The organism is Aestuariivita sp., from assembly GCF_049276915.1.
In the GTDB taxonomy this organism is placed as follows: domain Bacteria; phylum Pseudomonadota; class Alphaproteobacteria; order Rhodobacterales; family Rhodobacteraceae; genus Aestuariivita.
In genome coordinates this window covers 16,022-42,380 of the sequence record NZ_JBASXK010000089.1, presented here as the reverse complement: position 1 = coordinate 42,380, position 26,359 = coordinate 16,022, and the positions used below count along the sequence as shown (strand labels likewise).

Genomic DNA, 26,359 nt, shown 5'->3' with positions numbered 1-26,359 from the left:
TTAATTCCCGAACGACAATCTAAGGACATCTCATGAGCTCCACCACCACGAAATCGGCCTTTTGGTTGGGAGTTCGCGACGGTTCTCCGTTTGTCTTGGTCGTTGCTCCTTTTGCGATGCTGTTCGGAGTGATTGCGACCGAGGCCGGATTGAGCGTTTTCGAAACGCTGGTCTTTTCGATTGCCGTGATCGCCGGAGCGGCGCAGTTCACTGCCCTCCAGCTGATGACCGAGAACGCGCCCACGGTGATCATCCTGGCATCGGCTCTGGCGGTGAACCTCAGAATGGCGATGTATTCCGCGGCACTCACCCCGCATCTGGGATCCGCCCCGCTGTGGCAACGCGCGCTCATGGCCTATCTGCTGGTCGATCAATCCTATGCCTGCTCGGTGGCGCAATACGAAAAAGACCCCGGCATGACCATTGCGCAAAAGGTGGCCTTTTTCTTTGGCACCATCTCGCCGATCTGCCCGACTTGGTACGCATTCACTTTGATCGGCGCACTGGTCGGCAACCAGATCCCGCCCGAATGGGGTCTGGATTTCGTGGTGCCCATCGCCTTTCTGGCGCTGATTGCTCCGATGTTGCGCACGGCCTCTCATCTCGCGGCCGCCCTTGTGGCGATCCTGGTCGCACTTCTGGCGAATGGCATCCCCTACAGCCTTGGCCTGATGGTGGCCGGCATCTCGGGCATGATCGCCGGTGCGCAGGTCGAGCTCTGGCTCAAGGCGCGAGGGAAATGGTCATGACCGACGGCTTTGATCCGGTCCTGATCTGGACAGTCATCATCGGCATGGGCCTGGGCAGTTTTGGCCTGCGTTTCGTGTTTCTCGGTCTGATTGGTGATCGCGCCATGCCCGAATGGGTCTTGCGCCATCTGCGCTATACGGCAGTGGCGATCCTGCCTGCGCTGGTCGCGCCACTGGTGGTCTGGCCGAATGCGACGGGGGGAGAGTTTGATATCGCGCGCTTTGCCGCCGCCGCCGCGACTGTGGCCGCGGGTGTGATATCGCGCAATGTCTTTGCTGCCATCGGGGCGGGCGCTGCCACGCTCTATGGGCTGTTGTACCTGCTGGGGTGAACCGGTTCAGTTCAACTGATCAAGCGCGGCCTGCAACGAAGGATCGTCGTCCTCGCGATATTCGATGGTTTGCACACCGGGAACAGTGGCGAACTGCTCCATCAGATTGACGGGGTAGAATGTTGATCGCAGCCCCTCGAATCCGGGGATCTGGCTCAGCAGGGCCGCTGTCGAGCTGGCACAGAACGCACCCGCAACCGGGCCCGCCTGAAGTGCGAGGCGATACGCCATCTCGGCCTGTTGCGGCGACACCTGAACCGTCTGAATGATCACCCGGTGCGTGCTGCGGGCATGGGCGCTGATGTAAGCCTGCTCGGCATTGGGGGTAATCCCGAACAGCACATCGTTGCGTTCGGGAATGCCCGACGCCTTGAAAGAGCCTGCAGGATCGAAGATGACACGCTCGGATGCACTGATCAGCAAGGACGTGTGCGCACCCGCACCGGAACGATTGTTCACCATCGTCATAAGCTTGAGTTCCCGAGGGCCTTCATCGCGAAAGGAGACCGCAGCGATGGATTCATCGGACGCAAAAGGTTGCTGAGGAGCCGCGCAGCCCCCCAAAACCATCAACGCACCCAGAACAAGGCCCAGTATTCGCATTTTTTACCCCTGTCCGACTTCGAGGAACGCAGGTGGCGTCAGGTGATGAAAATCGCCATCCAGATGATCACAAGAACAATCACGATAACGGACCAGGTGACCCATTTCATAAAGCCTTCAAAGGTTTTTTCTTGATCCGAGATATTCATCTCGCCGTGTTTGTGGTCAGCCATGTTGTCCATCCTGTTGCGCAATGTTGCGTTTCGATACCGGATTCGCAAAATCCTGTCACGACGTCAATCCAGCGCAGCCTGACCGGGCGCACAATCCGACAGGATTTACGCCGCGTCGCTGTCCTTTTGCAAATCCGCAGCCAACCGAAAGCCGATGCGCGCCGGTTCCGCCTGCCCTTGTGGCTTGGGTGCCGCGCGCAGCATCACGTTCAGCTGCGTGACATGCTGGATCAGCTGGGTGCGTACCCCCGATGCGTCAGAGCCATAGAACGTTACGATATCGGGATCGAAATAGCCCATGCCTTCGATCCGCAGCACGCCCAGTTCGCCCCCGGCCGTGCCCATGCCAACCTCGTGTTCAGCGTCCAGCTGCTCTTCGAAATTCTGGATATAAAGGATCAATCGCTCATAGGCCCAGCGCGCCGGGCTTTTGTGCTCTACTGGGGTCTTCATACCATCGGGCAAGTCGCCCATATCGACCTGACCGCCTGCCTGCGTATGCACCTCATGACGCCGGGGAATCGCCTCGGCCTCGCTGAGTTCGGCAGCGGTTCTGATTTCATTGTCCAAGGGCCTATCCCTTTCGCTGATAAAGCCAGGCCCCGTCCTCGCGGCGGGTCCGCTCGACCTCTCCGGCCTGATGCAGATGGCTGACATGGGCAATCGCTTCGACCAGCGCCAGCCCGTATTCACCCTCACCGATCTTGCGCTTGAAGATCGGCATGAAGCACTCGACAGCGGTCTTTGGCGTATCCAGCGCGTCCATCAACCGGGCAAGTGCACCGTGATGATTGTCGATCAACTGACGCATCCGAAACGGCAAGCCGGTAAAGGGCAGTTTGTGCCCCCCCAGAACAAGATGATCGGCGCGCGCCAGCGTTGAGAGGCGCTCACAGGCCTCGATCCAATCACTCACCGGATCGGCCATGGGCTCGGTGGCGTAGACCCCGATATTCGGGCTGATCGACGGCAGGATCTGATCACCGGCGATCACCAGATTGTCGTCACGACTCCAGAATGTGGCGTGTTCGGGTGAATGTCCGTTCCCGATATGCACGTCCCAGTCGCGACCGCCCATGCGGATCGTATCCCCCTGCTTGATGCGGGTGTAGCCCAGCGGCATGGGAGCCACGACATCGGCAAAGTTGAACGGCTTGTCTGTCCGGCGCTGTTCCAGGATCTCGGGATCCATTCCGCCACTGCGATAAAAGGCAAGGGTTTCCTCGGGCAGCGCATCCTGCTTGTCCAGCATGAGCATGCGCGAAAACAGCCATGCGGTGCGCGTGGTGATCAATTCAGTCCCATGTTCGGACTGAAACCACCCGGCCAGACCCACATGATCGGGATGGTGATGGGTCACGATCACACGGCCCACAGGCTTGCCGCCCATCGGCCCGGCCAGCAGTCCGGTCCAGACCTCGCGCGATAGTTTCGAGGCAAAGCCCGTGTCGATCACCGTCCAGCTCTGACCATCATCCAACGCGTAGACATTGACGTGATCCAGCTTCATTGGCAGCGGCAGGCGCATCCAGAGAACACCCGGAGCCACTTCGATCGCCGCACCACGTTCCGGTGCGGCGTCCCAAGGATAGCGTATACCCTCCTGCGATCCGTCCAACTTGACCTTCCTTTCCACGGCTCGAAAAACCGCCCCGTAGTCCGGGCATTCCTCCCGGCGTTCAACGCCTTTTACGCTGCCAGGTCGTCCAGGCTCAACGCGTAAAGATCGCCCGATCCGCTTTGGGCATGCACCAGAAGCCCGGAATGCTCGGGCAAGAGGCGTGTGATGTAGAACCGCGCCAAGGCCGCGCGCGGGCCTTTGGGGTCCGCCATTGCCGCCGAAAGATGGAAATGCCCGCCCAGCACCCGCGCAAAAGCGCGCAGATATGGCACGGCACCGGCAAAACGATCCGTGACATCCTCCTGCGCGACGATCCATTCGGTTGCCTCGCGCAGAGACTCGGTCGCTTGCCAGACGCTTTCTGCCAGATCGGCCAGTTCCGGCATCCTGGCGCGGACCTGTTCGGCTTGCTCTTCGATCTCGTCCAGCAGCTTGCCCGCCATCTCGCCCCCGTCGGACATCTTGCGCGCCACCAGATCCATGGCCTGAATCCCGTTGGTGCCCTCATAAATCGTCGTGACACGGACGTCGCGGGCATATTGAGCGGCGCCGGTTTCCTCGATGAAACCCATACCGCCATGCACCTGGATGCCGGTGTTGGCGACTTCATTGCCGATATCGGTTCCAAAGGCTTTGGAAATCGGCGTCAGGAACGCCGCACGCGCGGACCATTCCGCCTCTCCGGTGGCGGTTTCCATGTCAATCGCCACGGCGCAGGCCAATGCAATCGAGCGCGCTGCAAACACATCCGCCTTCATAGAGGTCAGCATGCGTCGGACATCCGCATGCGCCGCGATGGTATAGCCATGATAGGAGCGGCCCTGCTTGCGATCCAAGGCGTATTGCAGGGCGTTCTGATAGGCCCCCTCTGCCACGCCGACACCTTGTGTGCCGACCCCCAGACGCGCATTGTTCATCATGGTGAACATCGCCGCCATGCCGCCGTTTTCCGGGCCAACCATCCAACCGATTGCACCGTCATACTGCATCACTGCGGTGGGCGAGCCATGCAAGCCCATCTTGTGCTCAAGGCTGACCACTTTCAGACTGTTGGCGACGCCGGCATTGCCATTGTCGTCCGGCAGGCGCTTGGGCACCAGAAACAGGCTGATGCCCTTTGTGCCTTCCGGCGCTCCGGGCAGGCGGGCGAGAACCAGATGACAGATATTCTCGGCCAAATCGTGATCGCCCCAGCTGATGTAGATCTTCTGTCCGGTGATCGCATAAGTCCCATCGCCTCTGGCCTCGGCCTTGGAGGTCAACGCCCCGACATCCGAGCCTGCCTGTGGTTCGGTCAGGTTCATCGTGCCGGTCCATTCCCCGCTCATGAGCTTGGGCAGATAGAGTTCCTTGATCGCGTCACTCGCGTGGTGCTCCAGAGCCTCGACCTGCCCCTGGCTCATCAGAGGTGCCAGTTGCAGCGACAGGCATGAACTGCTCATCATGTCGTTCACAGCCGTTGCCACAGCCATCGGAAGACCCATTCCACCGTATTCGGGATCACCTGCGATGCCGACCCAGCCGCCTTCGGCAATCGCGCGCCATCCCTCGGCATAACCCGGAGAGGTCCGCACCACGCCGTTCTCCAAAACTGCTGGATGCAGATCACCGGGCCGTTGCAGCGGGGCCAGAACCTCTTCGCACATCTTGCCCGCCTCGGTCAGGATCGCATGGACGGTCTCGGAACTTGCATCGGCAAATCGCTCGGTCCGGGCGACGTGATCAAAGCCGACCACATGTTTGTAAATGAATTCGAAATCAGCAACAGGCGCACGATACGGCATAGGATCACCCCTTGGCTCAATTGCAACACAGCTGCTGTCACGGCGGGTTTCCCTCCGCGCACAGCCCAGCTAAAAGCATGATTGCTTTCATACCAACCCGGCCTTGCCGATCCACGCAACCAAAACGCCGCGTCACGAGCGCACCTTCCCGATGCAACAGCGAACCACCATCACTCTGGGTGTGGAGTCATCCGACCTGAACCAGGCCGCAGATCTGCTGCGCGCCGGAGGGCTGGTGTCGTTTCCAACCGAAACCGTCTATGGGCTGGGCGCGGATGCATGCAACGGGCGCGCTGTCGCCGGTATTTTCGCCGCCAAGAATCGCCCCAGCTTCAATCCGCTGATCGTGCATGTCGCAGACACTGAGGCGGCACGGCGCTATGCAGTGCTTGAGGGTGACGCCGTCCGGCTGGCCGACGCGTTCTGGCCCGGCCCCTTGACACTGGTGCTGCCGCTGACACTGGATCATGGCCTGAGCGAACTGGTCACCGCGGGGCTGCCCACCGTCGGTCTGCGCGTTCCCGCTCATCCGGTCGCCGCTGCTTTGCTGCGGGCCTTTGATGGCCCCGTGGCAGCCCCCTCGGCGAACCCGTCCGGGCGCATCAGCCCGACGCAGGCCGCCCATGTGCTCGCCGGGCTGGACGGACGCATTGATGCCGTGGTGGATGGCGGGGCCTGCCCGGTTGGCGTGGAATCCACAATCGTGGGGTTCGAGGACGCTCAGCCGGTGCTTCTGCGACCCGGCGGCGTGCCGGTCGAGGCGCTCGAACGCGTGCTCGACACCCGGCTGATCCAGCGCGCGGAAGGATCCGCGATCAACGCGCCGGGCCAGCTGCTTTCGCATTATGCGCCGAAAGCCAGATTGCGCCTGAATGCCGATGCTCCTGAGCCGGGCGAACTCTACCTCGGTTTTGGCGCGCATACTGGCGACCTCAACCTGTCGGTCTCTGGCGATCTCGGCGAAGCCGCCGCACAGCTTTTTGCCTGCCTGCATGCGCTGGATGACAAAGGCAGACCCATCGCCGTCGCGCCGATCCCCGACACGGGTCTTGGCCGCGCCATCAACGACCGCCTGCAGCGCGCTGCCGCCCCGCGAGACTGAACCCCGCTCAGGCCCGCCCGGCAGCCCCGGACAGCATCACCGGCTCGATCCCGAGAGTTTTCAGGGCTGACGACCATTTGCGCGCATCGGCCACGTCAAAGACCAGATCCGCCGAGGCTTCTGTGGTCAGCCAGCCGTTCTGAGCCAATTCGCGCTCCAGCTGCCCCGGCCCCCACCCCGCATATCCCAGAATCATCATGGCCTTGGCAGGGCCGGCACCGCGCCCGATGTCTTCCAGAACATCCAGCGTGGTGGTCATCCCGATCTCGGGCGTGACCTGCAGCGTGTGGATCGCCGAGCCATAATCCCGGCTGTGCAGCACAAAGCCCCGTCCGCCCTCGACGGGCCCGCCAAAATGCACCGGGCGGTTCAAAGCAGCGGATTGTGGCGCGATATCAAGCTGTTCCAGCAATTCCGAAAACCGCACTTCGGGCGCGGGCTTGTTGACGATCAACCCCATGGCACCCTCTTCAGAGTGACTGCACATCAACACAACCGATCCGTCAAACCGGGGGTCGCCCATTCCGGGCATCGCGATCAGAAGATGTCCCGCGAGATCAAGCATTTTCCAAATCCAGCCGTCAGCGCCTGTCTACAGTACACATCCTGCACAGTTACAGTGCAACCCCGACACGCTTACAATCGACTGACCGGAACGTGACTTGGCATTTCAACGCTCATGCGCCATCTCAGGGACATGAGAATGCATCGCCTCCTCCCCCTTGCCCTAGCGGCGCTGACCGCTCTGCCTGCACAGGCACAGAGCTGGATAGACGATGTCGTGCGCATCGAAGTGCTGGATGGCGGGCTGGATGCAAACGGCACGCATCACGCGGGTATCAAGCTGACGCTTGAGGATGGCTGGAAAACCTATTGGCGCGCACCGGGCGATGCAGGTATCCCGCCCGAGTTTTCCTGGCGGGGCTCGCGCAATGTGGCAGCCACCCAGATCTACTGGCCCACGCCAAAGGTGTTTGACCAGAATGGCATGCGCTCGGTCGGTTATGAACATGAACTGGTGTTGCCGATCGATGTCACACCGACACAAGACGGCACGCGCGTGCGCCTCAAGGGCAAGGTCGAACTGGGCGTGTGCAAGGATGTCTGCATCCCCAGCACGCTGTCTTTTGACCACATTCTCGATCCCGACGCCAAGCAACACCCAGCCATTCTTGCGGCCCGTACGGACCGCCCCTACAGCGCCAGTGAAGCGGGCGTATCCTCTGCCACATGCGTGATTTCCCCGACCCGGGACGGGATGAAGATCGAAGCCCATATTCGCATGCCCCACGCCGGAGGGGACGAATTCACGGTTACGGAGACCGGCAATCCGCAGATCTGGGTTTCCGAGACCGCCGTCAATCGGCAGGGCGATACGCTGATTGCCACCTCCGAGCTTGTGCACGCCAGCGCGCGCAGCTTTGCCCTTGATCGCTCCAAGCTGCGCTTCACGGTGTTGGGTGACAAACGCGCCGTCGACATCCGCGGATGCAGCGGCGAGTGAACGCGCCGGCTATTCCCGCGCAGGCTGGCGGATCATCGCGCTGAAGCTGGCTACCAGATAGACAATCGCCACCAGCACGAACGCACCGCTCACAAAGGCAAGAAACGCGCCGCGCATCGCGTCCATTGCGGCCAATGCCGGCAGCAGAGCCGCCACCGGCTCAAGCATGCCACCGGTCGCCAGCACAGCACCCAGCGTCACGGCAAACCACGCCAGAACGGCCAATCCGCTCAGCACGATTGTGCCTCGGATTGCCCTGTTGGGGCTGCGCAGCGCTCGCCGCATCGCCGTGACCCTGCGGTTTACATCCGACTGCATGGCCACCAGCGCCGGCACGATCAACAACACAAGGATCATCCCGAAGCCCAACCCATAGACCAGCGTGATCACCGTGGGCTTGAGGAACTGCGCCTGCTGCGAGGTCTCGTACAGCAAGGGCGCAAGACCCAGAACGGTTGTCAGCGTGGTCAAAAGAACCGGTCTCAACCGGTCCGCCGTGGCATCGATGATCGACGGAATCAGCCCGCGCTCCTCGGCATATTCATCTATGGTCGTGACCAGAACGATGGAATCGTTGATGATGATCCCGGTCATCCCCAAAAGCCCCACAACGGTGAACATGCTCAGCGGCACATCCCAGGCCGCATGGCCATAGATCGTCCCCACCAGCCCGAACGGAATGATCGCCATCACGACCATGGGCCGGGTCCAGCTTGAGAATACCCAGGCCAAAACAAGGTAGATGCCCGTCAGACACAGGATCAGACCGGTCAGCGCATCCGACAAGAAGGCGTTCTCATCCTCACTCAGCCCGGACATCCGCCATTCCACCTGCCGTTCACTGGCGATGTTTGGCAAAATCTCTTCCTGCAGACGCTGCGTGATCTCTTCGGCGCGCGCGGGATCGTCCTCGGAGATGTCCCCGGTTACCGAGATCAACCGGATCCCGTTCTCCCGCCGCACGGTCGAAAAGCCGGTGCGCTGTTCGACTGTCACCAGATCGGCCAACGGCACATAGTTGCCCTCGGGCGTGCGCATCAGCGTGCGTTCCAGAAAATCCGCCGTCAGCTCGCCTTCGGGCAATTCGACACGGATCGTGGCGCTGCGCGGCCCGTCAGGATAGGTCGCGGCTTCCAGCCCATTGAGCCGCGCGCGCAACGCCCGCCCCAGCGTGTCGATGGTAAAGCCAAGCGCCTGACCTTGCGCCGTCAGATCCAGAAGCAACTCTTCCTTGTCATAGGCAAGGTTGTCCTCCAGGGCCGAGACTTCGGGATATTGCAACAACGCCGCCTGCAAATCCTGACTGGCCGCCTTGAGCGTATCGACACTGGCCCCGAAAAACTGAACAGACAGGGAATCCCCGCCCGGACCCGAACGCCAGCCCCGGAAGCTGACAGTTTCGACAAGCGGATGGTTACGCACGCTATCCTGCAGCTCGGCAACAAAGGCGAAACTGGAATAGGGCCGCAGATCGGCGTCAATCAGCTCGATCGAGATACCGCCCAGCAGATCGCTGTCCTTGGCCTCTACCCCGGTCATCCCGCGTCCGGCATTGCCGCCAATCTCGGCCAGGACGTAGGCCAGAGGGTTGGTGCCATGCTCGGCCTCATAGCGCGCACCCAGTTCTTCGGTGGCGCGCTGCAACTCGCGCATCATGGCCAATGTGTCGGCGCGTGTGGCCCCTTCGGCCATGGCGAAGTTGCCGGTCACCGATCCCCTTTCGGGCGCATTGAAAAAGCGCCATTGCACATCGCCCTTGATGAACACGGCCACCTGGCTGGCAAGGATGACCAGAACACCGGCCACCACCGCATAGCGCCCCCAGATGACCCAGCGCACCAAGGGGCGGAACAGTGTCTCGCGCACCCAGCGAAAGCCCACGTTCACCACGCGGCTGGGCACGTCGTACCAGCGCTCGGCCTCGGACTTCATCAAAGACTTTGCCATGTGATGGGGCAGGATCAAAAAGCACTCGACCAGCGAAGCTGCCAGCACCACGATCACCGTGAACGGAATGTCACGGATCAGGTCTCCAAAGCGCCCGCCAATCGCGACCAGGCCGAAAAACGCGATGATCGTCGTAACGGTTGCCGCAAAGACCGGCATCGCCATGCGACGCGCGGCGTTTTCAGCGGCCTGATAGGGGTGCTCGCCATATTTGCGATATCGGTAATCGGCATGTTCACCGACCACGATGGCATCATCCACCACGATCCCCAGCGTGATGATCAGACCGAACAGGCTGATCATGTTGATGGTCAGCCCGGCGACATACATCATCGCAATCGCCGCGAGCATGGCCACCGGAATACCTGCCGCAACCCAGAACGCGGTCCGTGCGTTCAGGAACAGGAACAACAGGCACACCACCAGCCCCAATCCCATCAGCCCGTTATCCAGCAGAATATCGAGCCGCGCCGTGATCGCCTCTGATCGGGTGCGGATCAGTTCGAGCGTGACCCCCTGCGGCAGGCTGGCCTGCATCTGCGTGGCAACATCCTCGACCGCGCGCTGAATGCCGATGGCATCGCCCTTGTCGGAACGCTCGACCGTGATCGACATCGCTGGGTTGTCGCCGACGAAATAGGCCCGCTCGCGGTCAGCCCCTCCCAGTCGAATACGCGCCACATCCCCGATGGTCAGCTTGGAACCATCCGGGTTCGAGCGCAGGACAATACCGGCAATTGCCGCAGGCGTGCGTTTTTCAGTGCCCGTGCGCACCCGCGCGTTGGCCCCTGTGACATCCCCGGCCGGATCAGCGTTGACCTCGGCCGCAATGGCCGCGGCGATCTCGGCCATGGTCACGTCATGCTGGATCAACTGGGCAGAGGGCACTTCGATCAGGGTCTCGGGCGAAGCCACCCCCCGGATCGAGGTGCGCGTCACCCCTACGGCGAACAGACGGGTGACCAGTTCATCGGCAAACAGGGCCATTTGCTCGGGCTCGATGGGTCCGGTGATGACCAGATCCGTGACCCGGTCGCGCCATGCGCCCCGGCGCACACTGGGTTCCTCGGCGTCTTCGGGCAAGGTGGTTATGGCATCGACGGCCGCCTGCACATCATCCGAGGCACGCCCCATATCCCAGCCCGGCTCGAACTCAAGAGTGATCGTGCCCATCCCCTCACGCGACAGCGAAGACGAACTCTCCACGCCATCCACCGCCAGCAGAACCGGTTCCAGCGTCTGCACGATCGCGCCGTCCACGTCTTCCGGACCGGCCCCTTCCCACAAGATGCTCACGCTGACGTTGTTGACGATCACATCGGGAAAGAACTGCGCGCGCATATTGGGGACAGAGGCCAACCCAAGCACCAGCAGCATGACAAGCAAAAGATTTGCTGCCGTGGGGTGGCGTGTGAAATAGGACAGCAAACCCCCGGCCGCGATCGGAATGTCGCGGGGCATGATCCTAGCCCCCCATCCGGGATTCGATACGCTTGACCACCTGCTCGGGCACCTTGTCCTGAGACAGCTGGTTCAGAATCCGTGTCTTGGCAGCTTCGGGCATCCCTGCGCTGCCCGAGACAAAGGCCACAAGCCGCGCACGGCGGTCGGAATCCAGCTCCAGCATCGCCGGTTCCTCGGGCACCAGATCGGTTCCGCGCAAGGGCCGCACGCGGATGCCTGCGCCCAGCAAGGGGGTGCGCGCCTGCACCACCTCGCGCCCGGCCAATCCTTCTGCGCGCAACAGAACATCATCGCCCTGTCGCCGGATCAGGGTAACGGGGAATGTCTCGAGACGGTCCTCTTGATCCAGCACAAGCACGGTTCCGTCGGCCGCATAAGCCGAAGCCGGAAGCCGCAGGATATTGTCCAGCGGGGACTCACGCACGGACACGTTGACAAAATCGCCCGGCTTGAAGCCAAGCGCTGCACCCAAGGTCGCATAAATCAGACGTCCGGTCTGCACGTCGCCCGCGCCCGCACTGTCGCGGCTGATCGTGCCCTTGGCGGAAAGCTCTGCGCCCGCGCCGTCAATCGTGATCGTGACCTCGGCAGGTATCAACGCGCCGGTGCTATCCAAGAGCCGTGTGTATTGACTGGTCGAGACCCGAAAGGCCGCTTCCAGTTCAAGCGGGTCTACAAGCTCGGCTATTTTCTCATTGGCCGACACAAGCCGCCCTTCGACCAGGTTGACGCCGCTGAGCGTGCCATCGAACCCGGCGGTGATTTCAGTATCCGCCAGATCCAGTTCGGCCTGCGCCAGGGCGATCTCGGCGCGCGCAAGGCTGGTGGCGGCCTGATCAACCCGCGCTTCGGCCTGAGCCAGTGCAATCCGGCGGGACAGGACCACCTGGCGGGCCTGGGCCGCGGCAAGTTCGGCCACTTCGACAGCCGCAGCCGTACCCACCCCGCGCGCAGCAAGATCCTGTTGGCGTTGAAACGCACGCTCGCGCAGGTCTGTCTGGTCCTGCGCGGCGGCCAACTCGTCACGGGCCAGCCCGACAGAGCGATCCGCATCACGCACTTCGGCCTGCGCATCCAGCACAGCACTTTCCGCCCGATCCCGCTCGGCCTTTGGCTTGGAGGGGTCAATCCGCACCAGCACCTCGCCCGCGCGCACCACGCCACCTTCCGTAAAGTTGTCCGACAACTCGATCACACGCCCGCCGACGGCTGTGCGCAGTTCAAGCGTGCGGCGGCTCTGGACCTCGCCAAAGGTTTCCAGAACCGGCGTTTCGGGCCCTTCCGTGGCCAGGATCACGTTGACGGCAAAAATTCTTTCGCGCGCAGGCGGTGCCGGGCGCTCATCTGACATCCGTTCTTGCACAGCGCTACTGATCAACTGGCCGGCATAAGCCAGCAGACCCAGTGTCAGGGCCGACAGGAACAATCCCACGAGGCTTTGACGCAAAAAGCGCATTCGTTCAGGTACTCCACCGCGACAGCGGCTTGTTTAAGGTAGCGGGAGCGCAAAAAATGCCAAGCCACAAAGGTGTTAACGCTTGAGCGGGATGTTTCCGTCGCAACACTTTCCCGCCCTTGAAAAAAGCTTCATGACCAACAGCACACCGCGCCACGAAAAAGCCCGCCATCTATTTGCGCCGGTGATGCTCGTCCAGACGCGGCAGGATCTCGACAAAGTTGCAAGGCCGATGCCGGTAATCCAGTTGCATCGCCAGAATCTCATCCCAGGCATCCTTGCAGGCACCCGGGCTGCCCGGCAGAGCAAACAGATAGGTGCCTCCGGCCACGCCACCGGTGGCACGCGACTGCACCGCGCTGGTTCCGATCTTCTTCATCGACACGATGGTGAAGACGGTCCCGAAGGCGTCGATCTCTTTCTCATAGACATCGCGATGCGCCTCAACCGTCACATCGCGCCCGGTCAACCCGGTGCCTCCTGTGGAAATGACCACATCAATCCCGGGATCGGCGATCCAGGCGCGCAGTTGATCGGCAATCTCGGCGCGCTCATCGCGCAGGACAAGCCGGTCGGCGACCACATGGCCCGCGCCCTCGATCCGCTCGACCAGAACCTGACCCGAGCGGTCCTGAGACAGATCCCGCGTGTCCGACACTGTCAGGACCGCAATGCGGATCGCGATAAACTCTTTCCTGTCATCGATACGGGACATCTATCCCCTTTCCAAAAGCGCAAGCCGCAAGGCCAGCCCGGCAAAAATTGTTCCACTCAGATATCCCAGAACCCGCGCCGCCATGGGCGTTCCCGTCAGCACCCGCCCGGCCCCTCCGGCAAATATACCGACGCCTGCGTTGATGAAGAACCCGCCAATGCTGATGATCGCGCCGAATATCAGGAATTGCCCCAGAACCGAGCCCGCCGCAGGATCCACGAACTGAGGAATGAACGCCAGTACGAACAGGATGACCTTGGGGTTTGTCAGGTTGACATAGAGACCCGAGCGAAAAGCGTGCAGGGCGGCGATCTCTGGCCCCTCTGCGCCCAGCGTGCCATGGCGAAACGCGCCCCACGCCAGATAGAGCAGATAGCCCACGCCAATCCAGCAGATCGCGTCAAAGGCTCCGGGCACAGCCGCCACCAGCGCCCCCAGACCCAGCCCGGCCAAGGCCACATGGATCATCGAACCGGTCGAAATCCCCGCACTTGCCGCGATTGCGGGTCGCGACCCCGCGCGCAAACCCTGGCCCAGACAGAACATCATATCCGCACCGGGCGTCAGGTTCAGAGCCAAGGCCGCCGGGACGAAGGCCAACAGAACAAGCGGATCGATCATGACCTCAGCCGCGCCTTCAGTTCCAGAAGATCCGCCCATGCCTCGCGCTTGGCCGCTGGCGTGCGCAGCAGATAGGCCGGGTGCACCATGGGCAAAACCGGCTTGCCGAACGCCTCGGCCCATGTGCCGCGCAGCCGCGTGATGCCGCGTTTGCCCAAGACCGCCTGACAGCTGATATTGCCCATGATCACCAGGATATCGGGTGCCGCCAGCTCGATATGGCGCGCCAGAAACGGTTGCATCATCAAGATTTCATCCGGCTTGGGATCGCGGTTCTGCGGCGGGCGCCACGGCAGGACGTTGGTGATATAGACCGAGGTTTCGCGACTGAGATCTATCGCGCCAAGCATCCGGTCCAGCAATTGCCCGGCCCGGCCCACGAACGGCCGCCCCTCGCGATCCTCGTCCCGGCCGGGGGCTTCGCCGATCACCATGACCCGGGCTCCGGGTCTGCCATCGCAAAACACCAGATTGCGCGCGCCGCGTTTCAGTTCGCAATGCTCATAGCTGGCCAAAGCCGCCTTCAAAGCCGCAAGATCGCCAGCGCCTTGCGACGCTGCACGCGCAACGGCGACCGGATCAACCTCATCCGGCACTTTCGCGGGGATCACACCCGGTGCGGCCGCAACCGCCACGGCGGGGGCCGGCTTTACCTTATCCTGCAGCCCATAGCGATCTATGGGCGCATCAGAAATCGCGTCATCCGCACCCAGCTCGATGAGCCAGTCGAGGTAGGTCCGCGCCAGTTCCGGGGTGAGTGCCGATTCCATGGTGCCAAGCTACCTGTGAAGCGGGGCAACGGAAATACCCATGAAACCCGACTTGCCCGTATCCCAAACGCTTTCTATAAGGCGGGAACTGACACGGGAGAGCGCCTGACATGTCCTTCGCGCATCGCCACCTTCTGGGGATCGAGCCGCTTAGCCCTCCCGATATCCAATGCATCCTCGATTTGGCCGACGATTACGTCACGCTGAACCGCCAGCCCGAAAAGCATCGCGATGTGCTCAACGGCCTCACCCAGATCAACATGTTCTTTGAAAACTCGACCCGGACACAGGCCAGTTTCGAACTGGCGGGCAAACGGCTGGGCGCGGATGTGATGAACATGGCGATGCAGGCCAGTTCGCTCAAGAAGGGTGAGACGCTGATCGACACCGCGCTGACGCTGAACGCCATGCACCCCGATCTTCTGGTGGTCCGTCACCCCAATTCGGGCGCGGTCGACCTGCTGGCACAGAAAGTCGAATGCGTCGTGTTGAACGCCGGGGACGGACGCCATGAACACCCCACACAGGCGCTTCTGGATGCCCTGACGATCCGGCGCGCCAAAGGCCGGCTGCACCGCCTGAACATCGCGATTTGCGGCGATATCGCCCATTCGCGCGTGGCGCGCTCCAACATCCTGCTGCTGGGCAAGATGGAAAGCCGCATTCGCCTGATCGGCCCGCCGACCCTGATGCCTGCGCAGATCGACCAATTCGGCGTCGAGGTCTATGACGACATGCGCGAAGGGCTCAAGGATGTGGATGTCGTGATGATGCTGCGCCTTCAGAAGGAACGCATGGACGGCGGCTTTATCCCGTCCGAGCGCGAATATTTCTATCGTTACGGGCTGGATGCCGAAAAGCTGGATCTGGCCAAGCCCGATGCCATCGTCATGCATCCCGGCCCGATGAACCGCGGTGTGGAAATCGACGGCGAGATTGCCGACGACATCAACCGCTCGGTCATTCAAGAACAGGTTGAAATGGGCGTTGCCGTGCGCATGGCCGCGATGCACCTGCTGGCGCGCAACCTCAGGGCCGCCCGCGCCGGGAACGCCGCCTGATGCGTGTGGAGCCTCATGAAAAGGGCCGGCTCCATGTCTTTGCGGTCAATCGCACCCGATCCGAAATCGCCTCGGTCTTCCGGCCGCCCGACAGCGGCCCCGACCGGCTGCAACCGCCCGCCGCTTTGCTGGCCGAACTGACCGGCGCGCAAGACCTTGATCCTGCAGGAGCCGAGCTGATCCTTCTGGCCGATCTCGAAGGCCTGGGGCTGAGCGGGTATCTGACCGAAGGTCACGATATACCGCAAAGCGCTCTGAGCGGCGATCTGCGCAGGCTGGACGCGCTTGAAGGATATGCGCTGATCCTGTCTTCGCGGGCCTTTCAGGGCAATGCCTTTGCTCTGGGCAAGACCGCCGACCTCACCCATATCGCAAGCTTTGATCAACCCGGCAGCGAATGGGCACCGCATGGCGCCATCGCATCCGAGGCCGCCAAACCCTACAGCGCGCCTTCCGTGCCCCCCCGCGTCGCGCGCCAGCGCGCCCAACGGCTGGGCGGTCTGATCTTTGCGGCCGTCATGCTTGCGCTCTGCGCCCTTGTCTGGATCCTGCTGACATGAGCGCCCGGATCACCCTCAGCGCAGACCCGCAGACCTATATCCGCAGCCACGCGTGGATGGCCGCGATCGGCATGGGCGGAGCCATGCTGATCCTGTGGCTGATCGGCAATCCTCATGTCTGGACCGGTGCCATCGCAGGGCTGGCTGCCATTTCCCTGCGCGGCTGGTACATGGCATCAGAAGAATTGAACGTGGTCTGGACCATCAAGGACGGTCGCCTCACCGGCCCGATGGAGCGCAATATCGCCTTGTCGGACATCGCGCTCGTGCGCGGGTTTCTCAGCACGGTACAGATCGTGACAAAAACAGGCGACAAGCACCTGATCAAGTATCAGGCCGATGCAGATGCCACTGTCGCTCAGATCAAAGGAGCCCTCTGATGCCAGAGCCGAAACCTGATCCAAGACTATCGGGCCGTGTGGCCATGATCGCCCTGATCGTGATGTTCGCCTTTGTGGGCGTGATGGTCTGGATTGCAGGATGAAGGCCCCAAGATGATGAACGCAGACGCCACAGATACCGGGGCAGCGGAAGGGAGGGGTCAGTCATGAGCATCCTGTTTACCAATGCCCGCCTCATCAACCCCGAGACCGGGTTGGATCAACCCGGTGCACTGCGCATCAACGGTGGCCGGATCGAGGCCATTCTGCCAGAAGGTGCAAGCCCGAACCCGGATGATCAGGTGATCGACTGTCAGGGCAAATGCCTCGCACCGGGCATCGTCGATATCGGCGTCAAGGTCTGCGAGCCGGGCGAGCGGCACAAGGAAAGCTATCGCTCGGCCGGACAGGCCGCCGCGGCAGGCGGCGTGACCACAATGGTCACGCGTCCCGACACCACACCTGCCATCGACAGCCCGGAAACGCTGGAATTCGTCACCCGCCGCGCCAACGAAGCCGCACCGGTCAATGTCCTGCCCATGGCCGCGCTCACCAAGGAACGCGCAGGCCGCGAGATGACCGAGATCGGCTTTCTGATGGATGCCGGAGCCGTCGCCTTCACCGATTGCGACCACGTGGTGCAAAACACAAAGGTCTTTGCACGCGCGCTGACCTATGCGCGCTCCTGTGGCGCGCTGGTCATTGCCCATCCCCAGGAACCGGGCCTGTCGGCCGGTGCCGCGGCGACCTCGGGCAAATTCGCCTCTCTGCGTGGACTGCCAGCTGTCACGCCCATGGCCGAGCGCATAGGACTGGACCGGGACATCGCCCTGATCGAGATGACCGGAGCGCGCTATCACGCCGACCAGATAACCACCGCGCGCGCCCTGCCCGCGCTGGAGCGGGCCAAATCAAACGGGTTTGACATCACTGCAGGCGTGTCGATCCATCATCTGACGCTGAATGAGCTGGACGTGGCCGACTATCGGACGTTCTTCAAGGTCAAGCCGCCACTGCGCTCGGAAGAAGACCGGATGGCGGTGGTACAAGCGGTGCGTGACGGGCTGATCGACGTAATCTCGTCGATGCACACGCCACAGGACGAAGAAAGCAAACGCCTGCCCTTCGAAGAAGCCGCCAGCGGTGCCGTCGCTTTGGAGACCTTCCTGCCGGCGGCCCTGCGCCTCTATCACGCGGGCCAGCTTGACCTGCCGCAACTGTTTCGCGCCATGGCGCTGAACCCGGCCAAACGGCTTGGCCTGCCATCGGGGCGTCTTGGCGTGGGCGCACCGGCGGATCTTGTTCTGTTTGATCCGGACGTGCCCTTTGTTCTCAACCGCTCGACCCTGCTGTCAAAATCCAAGAACACCCCGTTTGACGGCCAGCGCATGCAGGGCCGGGTGCTGGCCACATATGTGGACGGTAAAGAAGTCTATCGGAGGCACTGATGCCAGATCTCATATCCTCTGCACCCATTCTGCTGATCTGGGCCGCGATCGGCTATCTGCTGGGCTCGATCCCGTTCGGCATGGTGCTTGCCCGTGTCATGGGTCTGGGCAATCTGCGCGAGATCGGCTCTGGCAACATCGGGGCCACCAATGTGTTGCGCACCGGCAGCAAGAAAGCCGCCGCGCTGACGCTGCTTCTGGATGGCGGCAAGGCATCCGTGGCCGTGCTTCTGGCGCGGGCTTTCACGCCCGAGGATGCGGTGCAACTGGCCGCCCTGGCAGCCTTTATCGGCCATTGCTTTCCCGTTTGGCTGCGCTTTCGCGGCGGCAAGGGCGTGGCCACCTTCCTGGGTGTCTGGCTTGCCTATGCATGGCCCATCGGGCTGGCCTGCTGCGCGACCTGGCTGGTTTTTGCCTATCTCAAGCGCATGTCCTCAATGGCCGCGCTGATGATGGCATCCCTGTCCAGCTTCTGGGTCATGGCGCTGGGATACCCTCAGTCGATCCTGCTGGCCATGGCGCTGACCCTGCTGATTTTCTGGCGTCACCGCGAGAACATCTCCCGCATTCGCGCCGGCACGGAATCCAAGATCGGCGACAAGTCCTGAAAGATCCCGAACCGGTCACGAACGGTCCAGTGACACGCCGACTCTTTGAGATTGAGCGCCCTTCGCCTCAGTAGCTGTAATCGGCAAACACGCGGGTCATGTCGCCGTTCCAGTCGCCGCGATAATGATCCAGCAACTCATCAGCGGCCACTTTGCCGGTCTCAAGGTTTTCTTTGAGCGTATTGAGGAAATGCGTCTCATCCGGCACCAGCCCGCCCGCACCCGGCCGCGCCCGCGCCTTGAGGCCCGCATCCGACAAAGCCACAGCTTCGCGCGCCAGATCATGCATGTTGATGCCATCCACACGGGCCTGCAGCCCATCGACGCTGGCGGCAATTCTCAGCGCCTCGCGCTGCTCTGCCGTCCAGTCCTTGACCAGATCCCAGGCCGCGTCCAGCGTAGCCTGATCATAGGTCAGGCCAACCCAGAATGCCGGCAGCGCACACAACCTGCGCCAGGGTCCACCATCGGCACCGCGCATCTCGATGAATTTCTTCAGCCGTGCTTCGGGGAAAATCGTGGTAAGATGATCGGCCCAGTCGCTTAACGTCGGCATTTCGCCGGGCAGCGCGGGCAGTTGCCCTTTGAGGAAATCACGGAATGACTGCCCCAGGGCGTTGATGTAAGCGCCGTCGCGATAGACGAAATACATCGGCACATCCAGAGCGTATTCAACCCAGGCTTCGAAACCGAAGCCGTCATCGAACACAAAGGGCAGCATGCCGGTGCGATCTGCATCCAGATCACGCCAGACCCGGCTGCGCCAGCTTTTGTGGCCGTTCAGCTTTCCTTCGAAGAACGGCGAATTCGCAAACAGCGCGGTCGCCACGGGCTGCAAGGCAAAGGCAACCCGCAGTTTCTTGACCATATCCGCTTCGGAGGAAAAATCGAGGTTCACCTGAACCGTACAGGTCCGCCGCATCATCGTCCGGCCCATCGTGCCGACCTGTTGCATATAGCCGTCCATCAGATTGTAGCGGCCCTTGGGCATCAACGGCATCTCGTCATGGCTCCAGATCGGAGCCGCGCCCAGACCGATCCAGCCCACGCCGATCTTGTCCGAGATATCTTTCACGTCCCTGAGATGCGCATTCACCTCGTCGCACGTCTCGTGAATGGTCTCGAGAGGCGCCCCCGACAGTTCCAGTTGCCCACCCGGTTCAAGCGACACATTGGCACCGTCTTTCACCAGACCGATCAGCTTGCCGCCTTCTTCCACAGGGGCCCAGCCATGTTGGTCGCGCAACCCCTCAAGCACCGCCAGAATAGAGCGTTCCCCCTCATAGGGCAGCGGTTTCAATGTCTCTTTGCAATAACCGAACTTTTCGTGCTCGGTGCCGATGCGCCAGTCTTCCTTGGGCTTGCAGCCTTCGGCCAGATACTCGGCCAGTTGTTCATGACGTTCGATCGGCCCGCCGCCGGATTGTGGGATAGACATTTTCGGGGCTCCGATCTTGCAGTCTCATTCGCAGGCCAGTCCTGAGGCGAAACCGGCGGGGTGTCAATGGAGGCGCAGGTGCGCGGGGCGTGTTTGCGTCCGCTGCCAGATCACAACGGGGTGTGTTCCCGCGCTGCGCATCTGCGAAAGCATCCGTTCCGTGCGCATGCCCGGCAAGGCTGCGAAAGCGTCAAACAGCCGCTCGGACCCTTCGGCATTCACCGGGATCCGCAGCGCAGGCTGCGCCTCGCTTTCCAGCGTCCAATGCGCCGGATGCGCACCGGGATCCAGCGTCAGTCGCGTCATGTCGGCCAACGCCACCACACCGCCGGACAGAGGGCCGAAATAGGCCACCTGACCTTCGTCAATGGCCACGACACCCGGACCACCGCCACCGGTGCGAAACCGTGCGCGCTGAACGCCAACCACGATCAACCCAAGCGCCACGATCATCGCCCCATATCCCAGCCAGACCGTCAGACCGCGCCCCAGCACAAGCCACAGACCCAACGCGGCAAGCCCCCCTCCGGCCAGGACCTCGCGCAGCCGCCAGATTGCGGCGCGGGCCTCGGGGCGCACAAAGCTCATCCCCAATCCCCCAGGACCTGCTGCCAGACGGTCAACGCCGCGACCGCCGCGGTGTCAGCACGCAGAATACGCGGCCCAAGGCTGATCGTGTAAGAGAAGGGCAAAGCGGCAAGACGTGCGCGTTCGGCATCCGAAAACCCGCCTTCTGGACCGATCAGAATCGCCCAAGGCCCCGGTCCGGCACCCGCCAGAGACCGGTTGTTGCCCGCCTCGGCCTCGTCGCAAAACATCAGCTGGCGACGGTCAGGCCAGTTCGACAACAACCGCTCAAGTTTTTGCAAAGGGGCAACCTCGGGCACATAGGTTCCGCCGCATTGCTCGGCCGCCTCGACGGCATGGGCCTGCAGGCGGTCCTGACGAATGCGGTCGGCATTGGTGAAATCCGTCTGGACGGGAAGGATGCGCGCCGCCCCCATCTCGGTTGCCTTTTCCACGATGAAATCCGTGCGCGCCTTTTTCAGCGGCGCAAACAGCACCCAGAGATCGGGGGGCATCTGCAAGGCCCGCGTCTGCTGGATCGCTACAAGGCTTCCGCCGCGTTTGCCAGCTTCGGTCACTTCCGAGAGCCATTCGCCGTCGCGCCCGTTGAAAAGAGATATCTGCGCCCCCACACCCTGGCGCATCACGCCAAAGAGATAATGTGCCTGATCCCGGTCCAAAGGAACCGATTGCCCTGCACCCAGAGGGTGCTCTACATAAAGCCTGATTTTCGCTGTCATGGTTCCTAGATATGCAAGGCCAAGCGCCAACACCAGACGGACAAGTCGCGGACGCGGAAAAAGACAATTGGGTCGACCGCTGGGCACCGGTGGCCAGTCGGCCCTATCTGAGGCTCTCGCGCGCGGATAGACCGATCGGCACATGGCTGCTGCTGATCCCCTGCTGGTGGGGTCTTGCGCTTGCAATCCTGCATGACACGGAACTGCGCCCGGAAGATGCATGGATCGCTGTCGGCTGTGCGATCGGGGCATGGCTGATGCGCGGAGCGGGCTGCACCTGGAACGATATCAGTGATCGCGACTTCGACGGCAAGGTCGCCCGTACCCGCTCGCGCCCGATCCCATCGGGTCAGGTCAGCGTTCGCGCAGCGGCGGTCTGGATGTGCACTCAGGCCCTGATCGCCTTTGGCATCCTTCTGACCTTCAACACGACCGCGATCCTGCTTGGAATTCTCGCTTTGCTGCCGGTTGCGGTCTATCCCTTCGCCAAACGCTTTACCTGGTGGCCACAACTGTTCCTTGGCCTTGCCTTCAACTGGGGCGCATTGCTGGCCTGGGCGGCCCATACCGGATCGCTGCATCCCGCACCCGTGGTTCTATACATCGCAGGCATTGTCTGGACCCTGTTTTACGACACGATCTATGCCCATCAGGATACCGAGGATGACGCGCTGATCGGGGTGAAATCCACGGCGCGTCTGTTCGCGGACAGATCTCCGGTCTGGCTCAAACGCTTCATGGTGGGCACGGTTCTGCTGCTGACCCTGGCGATCGTCCTGGCGACGATGCCGGATGCCAACCCTCTGGTGCTGGTTGTGGCCCTTGCGGGGCCCTGGGCCATGGGCATTCACATGACCTGGCAATTGCGCCAATTGGATGTGGAAAGCACCCCGACGCTGTTGCGCCTATTCCGCTCGAACCGGGACACTGGCCTTATTCCGCTCATCTTCCTGTGCCTTGCGTTTTTGATGTGATTGCGATCCTGAACCTCAGGGCGTATCACTCCCCTGTCGGCCATCAAGGTCTTAACACCACCAAAGTCTGAGACGTCTGTTTTATGCGCCTGTCTTCATTGCTTATTGTGACATCAATGTTTACCGGTGCCGCCGTCCTCAGCCTTGTGACCGCGTCCTTCGCCGTCAGCGCAATCGAGCAAAACTCCGAGATCTCCGTGCGCCGCACGCTGGATGAGGCGCAGATGGGCTGGGCCGAGGTCCAGTCCAACGGTCTGACCGTTACCCTGTCAGGAACAGCCCCTTCCGAGGCGATGCGCTTTCGCGCCATCAGCACGACGGGCACGGTGATCGATGCCACACGGATCATCGACGGAATGGATGTCGTGCCCACCCTGGGCCTTGTGGCACCGCGATTTTCAGCGGAAATTCTGCGCAATGACAGCGGGATTTCGGTGATCGGGCTGATCCCGGCCTCGACCGACCGCGAGGCGGTACTGGCCAAGCTGAGCGAACTTGCCGGCGACCTGCCGGTGGCCGACCTGCTGGAGACCGCCGATTACACACCGCCCGAAGGCTGGGAAGACGCTCTGGGGTTTGCCCTGAATGCCCTGGCGGTGCTGCCGCGCTCGAAAATTTCGGTCGATTCGGGTCAGATCGAGATCACGGCAATCGCCGATAGTGCCGAGGAAAAAGCCGCGCTCGAGCGCGATCTGCAGCGCCGCATCCCGCCGGCCCTGATCATGGCGCTGGATATCGCGGCCCCGCGCCCAGTGATCACACCGTTCACGCTGCGCTTTGTGCTGGATGAACAGGGCGGGCGGTTCGATGCCTGCTCGGCGCAGGATGACGAGGCGCAGGAACGCATTCTGAATGCAGCCCGCGCCGCCGGCCTGACCGGGACAGCGCGTTGCACCATCGGTATGGGTGTGCCCACACCGCGCTGGGCCGAGGCGGCAGAAAAAGCTCTGCGCGCGGTGGCCGAGCTTGGCGGCGGCACCGTGACATTCTCGGATGCCGATGTGGCACTGGTGGCTTTGGAAGGCACCTCCGAGGCGCTGTTCGACCGCGTGGTCGGCGAGTTGGAAAACAGCCTGCCGGATGTCTTCGCGCTGTTTGCGACGCTGCCGCGGCCCGAGAACGCAAGCGCCGAAGGCCCACCCGAGTTCACCGCCACGCTCAGCCCGGAAGGGCTGGTCCAGCTGCGCGGACGCCTGAGCGACCCAGCACTGCGCGAACTGGCCGACAGCTATGCCAAAGCGCGCTTCGGCTCGGCCAGCGTTTACACGGCCGCCCGGGTCGTCGAAGGGTTGCCCCTGGACTGGCCCCTGCGCGTTCTGACCGGGCTTGAAGCCCTCTCCAAGCTCGAGAACGGCGTCTTGCGGGTCACGCCGGACAACCTCTCCATCCGCGGCATGACCCATAACGAAGAGGGCAACGCAGAGATCGCGCGATTGTTCTCCTCCAAGCTGGGTGAGACCGAAACCTTCGAGATCGACGTGGCCTTCCGCGAACCGCCCCAACCGACGGATGTCGCGCCAAGTCCGGAAATCTGCGAGGCAGGTCTGGCCGAAATCATGTCGAGCGGGCAAATCACCTTCGAGCCCGGCTCGGCCACGATTACGGCCAGTTCCCTCGACACCATGAACGCGATTGCGGATCTCTTGACCATCTGCGGCGATATCCGGCTTGAAATTCAGGGCCATACCGACAGCCAGGGCCGCGAAAGCATGAACGAACAACTCAGCCAGGCCCGCGCGCAATCGGTGCTGAACGAGCTGCGCGCCCGGCGCATCCTGACCACGAATTTCATCGCCAAAGGCTATGGCGAGACCCGCCCCATCGCTGATAACTCCACCGAGGAAGGGCGTGAGGAAAACCGCCGGATCGAATTCCGGCTGATCCGTCCCGAACCCTCGGTTCCAGAGGCAGAAAAAACCCTGGATGCGGTTGCCCAGGACAGCGCAACAAGCGATACCGGGGGCGAAGGGACGGGCGATGAACAGAACTGAATTCATTCTGACAACCGCGATCATTCTGTTCGTGGCATTTTCACTGGGCTGGTTCGCGAACTGGCTGGTGCACCGCTTTACCCGTGTGTCCTCGGCGGATGTGGGTGAATTGGAGAGGATGAGCCAGGAACTGCACGAGGCTGAAGAGACCCGCGATCAGGCGATCACCTACCTGCAGCAGCGCGAGGCCGAACTGACCAATCAACTCAGCCAGACCGAAGCCGAACTGAACGCGGCCATGGAAGGGCTGCGCGATGCACGCCGAGAAGCCGAGGAACTGCGCGGACAGTTGGAGCGCGCCCGCCAGGCCTGAGCGCCTATGACACCTGCGGCTTTTGGGTATTTTTGACCAGAAAGAAGCGGGCGGGCCGGTTTACCAGCGGGTCAGCGCGTCTTCGTCCTCATCCTTGGCCGCGACCCATCGGGCCTCTTGCGCGCTGTATTCCTTTTTCCAGAAGGGCGCGCGGGACTTGAGATAGTCCATCAGGAATTCCGCCGCTTCGAAGGCGTCTTTGCGATGTGGGGCTGCGGTGGCCACCATCATGATCAAGTCACCCGGAGCAAGCCGGCCAAAACGGTGGATCACCAGCACATCACCCAGCGACCAGCGGGTCAGGGCCTGTTGCGCGATATCGGCAAGGGCCGCTTCGGTCATGCCGGGATAATGCTCGATCTCCATCGCATCCAGGTCGCCAGTTGCCAGATCACGCACCACACCGGTGAAGGTAACGATGGCCCCCATGTCGTGATGCCCGGCGGCAAAGGCATTGGCTTCGGCCCCGAGATCGAAAGGGGCCTCCTGAACGAGGATGCGCATGGGCCTCAGCCCCCTGTCATCGGCGGGAAGAAGGCGACTTCGCGCGCACCCTTGAGGGGGGTGTCGAAATCGCTGAGCTTTTGATCCACCGCGACGCGCAGGGCACTCAGGTCGGCAAACGCCGCCGCATAACGCTCTTCGCGTCCCGAAAGTTCCGCCACCAGATCCGTGACCGTCGCGGCATCGGTGGCCACGGTTTCCTTGGGAATACCGATGCGCTCACGCACCCAGGCGAAATACAATACATCCATCAGCGCCCCTCCTTCAGATGCGGCATCGCTTTGCGCAGATAATCAAAGCCCGATACCAATGTCATTGCGGCCGCCAGCCACAGCAGCCACAATCCCAACCGCCCGGACCATTCCATACCGTGGAATTTCCACGCAAGCCCCTGCAGGTCCTCGACTTCGCCGGACATGATCTGATCGACCAGGGCCTGATCCATGCCCCAGGCGGACATGCCCAGATAATGCTCGAAAATACCCTGTGCGAACAGCACGGAAATCGCCAGCATCTGCACGGTGGTCTTCCATTTGGCCAGTGGCGTGACCTTCAGCGTTCCGGCCGTGTCGCCCAGATATTCGCGCAGGCCAGATACGAACACCTCGCGAAACAGGATGAACGTGGCCGGCAAGACCAACCAGGGCGACATCGATGAGTACCCCACGATCACCATCAGCGCGATCACCACCATCGCCTTGTCGGCAATCGGGTCCAGCATCGCGCCCAGTTTGGTTTCCTGCTTCCAGGCGCGGGCAAGATAGCCGTCAAACCAGTCGGTGATCGCCGCCGACAGGAACAGAACCAAAGCGAACCAATCCGCATAGGGTCGCGAGAAATAAAGAAACATCACCGCCACTGCGGGGGCTGCTAACAAACGCAAAAGCGTCAGGATATTGGGCAGGGTCCATTTCATGGGTCACATCTAACCCCG

The 26,359-nt window shown here is 62.1% G+C and carries 29 protein-coding genes; 12 read left to right on the top strand and 17 right to left on the bottom strand.

The features are described 5' to 3' along the window. Positions 1 to 32: 32 nt before the first annotated feature. Positions 33 to 749 (top strand): AzlC family ABC transporter permease, encoded by a 717-nt coding sequence (locus WAO69_RS09375; protein WP_422178342.1) that lies wholly within the window; start codon positions 33 to 35, stop codon positions 747 to 749. Further along, complete coding sequence (locus WAO69_RS09370; protein WP_422178340.1) at positions 746 to 1,081, top strand: AzlD domain-containing protein; 336 nt, start codon at positions 746 to 748, stop codon at positions 1,079 to 1,081. The genes WAO69_RS09375 and WAO69_RS09370 overlap by 4 nt, the downstream gene beginning before the upstream one ends. 6 nt (positions 1,082 to 1,087) lie before the next feature. On the opposite strand, the gene WAO69_RS09365 is transcribed toward WAO69_RS09370, so the two are convergent. The 5 genes from WAO69_RS09365 to WAO69_RS09345 all read right to left on the bottom strand — a co-directional run bounded on the left by WAO69_RS09365 (position 1,088) and on the right by WAO69_RS09345 (position 5,262). After that, positions 1,088 to 1,684, bottom strand: a complete 597-nt coding sequence (locus WAO69_RS09365) for a hypothetical protein (RefSeq protein WP_422178338.1) — start codon at positions 1,682 to 1,684, stop codon at positions 1,088 to 1,090. 38 nt (positions 1,685 to 1,722) lie between these two features. Continuing rightward, positions 1,723 to 1,857: an aa3-type cytochrome c oxidase subunit IV gene (locus WAO69_RS09360; protein ID WP_422178336.1), complete on the bottom strand. Its 135-nt coding sequence runs from the start codon at positions 1,855 to 1,857 to the stop codon at positions 1,723 to 1,725. Positions 1,858 to 1,962: 105 nt separating this feature from the next. Then, on the bottom strand, positions 1,963 to 2,427 hold the full coding sequence (locus tag WAO69_RS09355; RefSeq protein WP_422178334.1) for a DUF6173 family protein: 465 nt from the start codon (positions 2,425 to 2,427) through the stop codon (positions 1,963 to 1,965). Between the two features lie 4 nt (positions 2,428 to 2,431). Beyond that, the gene (locus tag WAO69_RS09350) at positions 2,432 to 3,475 is read right to left on the bottom strand and encodes an MBL fold metallo-hydrolase (RefSeq protein ID WP_422178332.1); all 1,044 of its coding nucleotides are present in this window, start codon (positions 3,473 to 3,475) and stop codon (positions 2,432 to 2,434) included. 71 nt (positions 3,476 to 3,546) lie between these two features. Beyond that, entirely contained in the window at positions 3,547 to 5,262 is a 1,716-nt protein-coding gene (locus WAO69_RS09345; protein WP_422178330.1) for an acyl-CoA dehydrogenase, read from the bottom strand. Positions 5,263 to 5,413: 151 nt separating this feature from the next. Between WAO69_RS09345 and WAO69_RS09340 the strand changes: the two genes are divergently transcribed. Beyond that, entirely contained in the window at positions 5,414 to 6,364 is a 951-nt protein-coding gene (locus tag WAO69_RS09340; RefSeq protein ID WP_422178422.1) for an L-threonylcarbamoyladenylate synthase, read from the top strand. Between the two features lie 7 nt (positions 6,365 to 6,371). On the opposite strand, the gene WAO69_RS09335 is transcribed toward WAO69_RS09340, so the two are convergent. Next, positions 6,372 to 6,929, bottom strand: a complete 558-nt coding sequence (locus tag WAO69_RS09335) for a YqgE/AlgH family protein (protein ID WP_422178328.1) — start codon at positions 6,927 to 6,929, stop codon at positions 6,372 to 6,374. Positions 6,930 to 7,067: 138 nt separating this feature from the next. On the opposite strand from WAO69_RS09335, the gene WAO69_RS09330 reads away from it, so the two are divergent. Next, the gene (locus tag WAO69_RS09330) at positions 7,068 to 7,868 is read left to right on the top strand and encodes a protein-disulfide reductase DsbD domain-containing protein (RefSeq protein WP_422178326.1); all 801 of its coding nucleotides are present in this window, start codon (positions 7,068 to 7,070) and stop codon (positions 7,866 to 7,868) included. Between the two features lie 9 nt (positions 7,869 to 7,877). Here the strand turns inward: WAO69_RS09330 and WAO69_RS09325 are convergent, their stop codons facing one another. The 5 genes from WAO69_RS09325 to WAO69_RS09305 all read right to left on the bottom strand — a co-directional run bounded on the left by WAO69_RS09325 (position 7,878) and on the right by WAO69_RS09305 (position 14,841). After that, the gene (locus tag WAO69_RS09325; protein WP_422178324.1) at positions 7,878 to 11,276 is read right to left on the bottom strand and encodes an efflux RND transporter permease subunit; all 3,399 of its coding nucleotides are present in this window, start codon (positions 11,274 to 11,276) and stop codon (positions 7,878 to 7,880) included. A 4-nt stretch (positions 11,277 to 11,280) separates the two neighbouring features. Next, the gene (locus tag WAO69_RS09320; RefSeq protein WP_422178322.1) at positions 11,281 to 12,735 is read right to left on the bottom strand and encodes an efflux RND transporter periplasmic adaptor subunit; all 1,455 of its coding nucleotides are present in this window, start codon (positions 12,733 to 12,735) and stop codon (positions 11,281 to 11,283) included. Between the two features lie 172 nt (positions 12,736 to 12,907). Continuing rightward, a complete protein-coding gene (gene moaB, locus WAO69_RS09315) occupies positions 12,908 to 13,450 on the bottom strand; it encodes a molybdenum cofactor biosynthesis protein B (protein WP_422178320.1) in 543 nt (180 codons plus the stop codon). After that, on the bottom strand, positions 13,451 to 14,071 hold the full coding sequence (locus tag WAO69_RS09310; RefSeq protein WP_422178318.1) for a LysE family translocator: 621 nt from the start codon (positions 14,069 to 14,071) through the stop codon (positions 13,451 to 13,453). Further along, positions 14,068 to 14,841, bottom strand: a complete 774-nt coding sequence (locus WAO69_RS09305; protein ID WP_422178316.1) for a uracil-DNA glycosylase — start codon at positions 14,839 to 14,841, stop codon at positions 14,068 to 14,070. The genes WAO69_RS09310 and WAO69_RS09305 overlap by 4 nt, the downstream gene beginning before the upstream one ends. 110 nt (positions 14,842 to 14,951) lie before the next feature. Here WAO69_RS09305 and WAO69_RS09300 point away from each other — a divergent pair, with 110 nt between their 5' ends. From WAO69_RS09300 to plsY, 5 genes are all read left to right on the top strand, one after another. Next, positions 14,952 to 15,902 (top strand): aspartate carbamoyltransferase catalytic subunit, encoded by a 951-nt coding sequence (locus WAO69_RS09300; RefSeq protein WP_422178314.1) that lies wholly within the window; start codon positions 14,952 to 14,954, stop codon positions 15,900 to 15,902. Next, complete coding sequence (locus WAO69_RS09295; protein ID WP_422178312.1) at positions 15,902 to 16,462, top strand: hypothetical protein; 561 nt, start codon at positions 15,902 to 15,904, stop codon at positions 16,460 to 16,462. The genes WAO69_RS09300 and WAO69_RS09295 overlap by 1 nt, the downstream gene beginning before the upstream one ends. Further along, positions 16,459 to 16,842, top strand: a complete 384-nt coding sequence (locus tag WAO69_RS09290) for a hypothetical protein (protein ID WP_422178310.1) — start codon at positions 16,459 to 16,461, stop codon at positions 16,840 to 16,842. The genes WAO69_RS09295 and WAO69_RS09290 overlap by 4 nt, the downstream gene beginning before the upstream one ends. Positions 16,843 to 17,009: 167 nt before the next feature. Further along, a complete protein-coding gene (gene pyrC, locus WAO69_RS09285; RefSeq protein WP_422178308.1) occupies positions 17,010 to 18,290 on the top strand; it encodes a dihydroorotase in 1,281 nt (426 codons plus the stop codon). Beyond that, positions 18,290 to 18,898 (top strand): glycerol-3-phosphate 1-O-acyltransferase PlsY, encoded by a 609-nt coding sequence (gene plsY / locus WAO69_RS09280; RefSeq protein WP_422178306.1) that lies wholly within the window; start codon positions 18,290 to 18,292, stop codon positions 18,896 to 18,898. Before pyrC ends, plsY begins: the two co-directional genes overlap by 1 nt. A 67-nt stretch (positions 18,899 to 18,965) precedes the next feature. Here plsY and WAO69_RS09275 read toward each other — a convergent pair whose 3' ends face one another. The 3 genes from WAO69_RS09275 to WAO69_RS09265 form a co-directional block, all read right to left on the bottom strand. Next, entirely contained in the window at positions 18,966 to 20,336 is a 1,371-nt protein-coding gene (locus WAO69_RS09275; protein ID WP_422178304.1) for a glutamate--cysteine ligase, read from the bottom strand. A 63-nt stretch (positions 20,337 to 20,399) separates the two neighbouring features. Next, positions 20,400 to 20,924 carry a hypothetical protein gene (locus WAO69_RS09270; protein WP_422178302.1) on the bottom strand — a complete coding sequence of 175 codons (525 nt, stop codon included), beginning with the start codon at positions 20,922 to 20,924 and terminating at the stop codon, positions 20,400 to 20,402. Further along, on the bottom strand, positions 20,921 to 21,643 hold the full coding sequence (locus tag WAO69_RS09265; RefSeq protein ID WP_422178300.1) for a 16S rRNA (uracil(1498)-N(3))-methyltransferase: 723 nt from the start codon (positions 21,641 to 21,643) through the stop codon (positions 20,921 to 20,923). The genes WAO69_RS09270 and WAO69_RS09265 overlap by 4 nt, the downstream gene beginning before the upstream one ends. An 11-nt stretch (positions 21,644 to 21,654) precedes the next feature. Between WAO69_RS09265 and ubiA the strand changes: the two genes are divergently transcribed. The 3 genes from ubiA to WAO69_RS09250 all read left to right on the top strand — a co-directional run bounded on the left by ubiA (position 21,655) and on the right by WAO69_RS09250 (position 24,921). Continuing rightward, entirely contained in the window at positions 21,655 to 22,617 is a 963-nt protein-coding gene (gene ubiA, locus WAO69_RS09260) for a 4-hydroxybenzoate octaprenyltransferase (protein WP_422178298.1), read from the top strand. 83 nt (positions 22,618 to 22,700) lie between these two features. Then, positions 22,701 to 24,608 (top strand): OmpA family protein, encoded by a 1,908-nt coding sequence (locus WAO69_RS09255; protein WP_422178296.1) that lies wholly within the window; start codon positions 22,701 to 22,703, stop codon positions 24,606 to 24,608. After that, entirely contained in the window at positions 24,595 to 24,921 is a 327-nt protein-coding gene (locus tag WAO69_RS09250; RefSeq protein ID WP_422178294.1) for a hypothetical protein, read from the top strand. Before WAO69_RS09255 ends, WAO69_RS09250 begins: the two co-directional genes overlap by 14 nt. A 60-nt stretch (positions 24,922 to 24,981) precedes the next feature. Here the strand turns inward: WAO69_RS09250 and WAO69_RS09245 are convergent, their stop codons facing one another. Genes WAO69_RS09245 through pgsA form a run of 3 tightly spaced genes read right to left on the bottom strand, consistent with a single transcriptional unit; the run spans position 24,982 to position 26,341 of the window. Then, entirely contained in the window at positions 24,982 to 25,425 is a 444-nt protein-coding gene (locus WAO69_RS09245; protein ID WP_422178292.1) for a molybdenum cofactor biosynthesis protein MoaE, read from the bottom strand. Between the two features lie 5 nt (positions 25,426 to 25,430). Further along, the gene (gene moaD, locus WAO69_RS09240) at positions 25,431 to 25,676 is read right to left on the bottom strand and encodes a molybdopterin converting factor subunit 1 (RefSeq protein ID WP_422178290.1); all 246 of its coding nucleotides are present in this window, start codon (positions 25,674 to 25,676) and stop codon (positions 25,431 to 25,433) included. After that, a complete protein-coding gene (gene pgsA / locus WAO69_RS09235) occupies positions 25,676 to 26,341 on the bottom strand; it encodes a CDP-diacylglycerol--glycerol-3-phosphate 3-phosphatidyltransferase (RefSeq protein ID WP_422178288.1) in 666 nt (221 codons plus the stop codon). The genes moaD and pgsA overlap by 1 nt, the downstream gene beginning before the upstream one ends. Positions 26,342 to 26,359: the final 18 nt, after the last annotated feature.

Coding starts and splice junctions, on each gene's coding strand:
- WAO69_RS09270 (WP_422178302.1), bottom strand. CDS start 20,924: ATGAGCTTTGTGCGCCCCGAGGCCCGCGCCGCAATCTGGCGGCTGCGC.
- WAO69_RS09365 (WP_422178338.1), bottom strand. CDS start 1,684: ATGCGAATACTGGGCCTTGTTCTGGGTGCGTTGATGGTTTTGGGGGGC.
- WAO69_RS09295 (WP_422178312.1), top strand. CDS start 15,902: ATGCGTGTGGAGCCTCATGAAAAGGGCCGGCTCCATGTCTTTGCGGTC.
- WAO69_RS09255 (WP_422178296.1), top strand. CDS start 22,701: ATGCGCCTGTCTTCATTGCTTATTGTGACATCAATGTTTACCGGTGCC.
- WAO69_RS09245 (WP_422178292.1), bottom strand. CDS start 25,425: ATGCGCATCCTCGTTCAGGAGGCCCCTTTCGATCTCGGGGCCGAAGCC.
- moaB (WP_422178320.1), bottom strand. CDS start 13,450: ATGTCCCGTATCGATGACAGGAAAGAGTTTATCGCGATCCGCATTGCG.
- WAO69_RS09275 (WP_422178304.1), bottom strand. CDS start 20,336: ATGTCTATCCCACAATCCGGCGGCGGGCCGATCGAACGTCATGAACAA.
- WAO69_RS09290 (WP_422178310.1), top strand. CDS start 16,459: ATGAGCGCCCGGATCACCCTCAGCGCAGACCCGCAGACCTATATCCGC.
- WAO69_RS09330 (WP_422178326.1), top strand. CDS start 7,068: ATGCATCGCCTCCTCCCCCTTGCCCTAGCGGCGCTGACCGCTCTGCCT.
- WAO69_RS09335 (WP_422178328.1), bottom strand. CDS start 6,929: ATGCTTGATCTCGCGGGACATCTTCTGATCGCGATGCCCGGAATGGGC.
- WAO69_RS09325 (WP_422178324.1), bottom strand. CDS start 11,276: ATGCCCCGCGACATTCCGATCGCGGCCGGGGGTTTGCTGTCCTATTTC.
- ubiA (WP_422178298.1), top strand. CDS start 21,655: ATGCAAGGCCAAGCGCCAACACCAGACGGACAAGTCGCGGACGCGGAA.
- WAO69_RS09250 (WP_422178294.1), top strand. CDS start 24,595: ATGAACAGAACTGAATTCATTCTGACAACCGCGATCATTCTGTTCGTG.
- pyrC (WP_422178308.1), top strand. CDS start 17,010: ATGAGCATCCTGTTTACCAATGCCCGCCTCATCAACCCCGAGACCGGG.
- WAO69_RS09340 (WP_422178422.1), top strand. CDS start 5,414: ATGCAACAGCGAACCACCATCACTCTGGGTGTGGAGTCATCCGACCTG.
- plsY (WP_422178306.1), top strand. CDS start 18,290: ATGCCAGATCTCATATCCTCTGCACCCATTCTGCTGATCTGGGCCGCG.
- WAO69_RS09265 (WP_422178300.1), bottom strand. CDS start 21,643: ATGACAGCGAAAATCAGGCTTTATGTAGAGCACCCTCTGGGTGCAGGG.
- WAO69_RS09360 (WP_422178336.1), bottom strand. CDS start 1,857: ATGGCTGACCACAAACACGGCGAGATGAATATCTCGGATCAAGAAAAA.
- moaD (WP_422178290.1), bottom strand. CDS start 25,676: ATGGATGTATTGTATTTCGCCTGGGTGCGTGAGCGCATCGGTATTCCC.
- WAO69_RS09345 (WP_422178330.1), bottom strand. CDS start 5,262: ATGCCGTATCGTGCGCCTGTTGCTGATTTCGAATTCATTTACAAACAT.
- WAO69_RS09305 (WP_422178316.1), bottom strand. CDS start 14,841: ATGGAATCGGCACTCACCCCGGAACTGGCGCGGACCTACCTCGACTGG.
- pgsA (WP_422178288.1), bottom strand. CDS start 26,341: ATGAAATGGACCCTGCCCAATATCCTGACGCTTTTGCGTTTGTTAGCA.
- WAO69_RS09310 (WP_422178318.1), bottom strand. CDS start 14,071: ATGATCGATCCGCTTGTTCTGTTGGCCTTCGTCCCGGCGGCCTTGGCT.
- WAO69_RS09320 (WP_422178322.1), bottom strand. CDS start 12,735: ATGCGCTTTTTGCGTCAAAGCCTCGTGGGATTGTTCCTGTCGGCCCTG.
- WAO69_RS09300 (WP_422178314.1), top strand. CDS start 14,952: ATGTCCTTCGCGCATCGCCACCTTCTGGGGATCGAGCCGCTTAGCCCT.
- WAO69_RS09370 (WP_422178340.1), top strand. CDS start 746: ATGACCGACGGCTTTGATCCGGTCCTGATCTGGACAGTCATCATCGGC.
- WAO69_RS09375 (WP_422178342.1), top strand. CDS start 33: ATGAGCTCCACCACCACGAAATCGGCCTTTTGGTTGGGAGTTCGCGAC.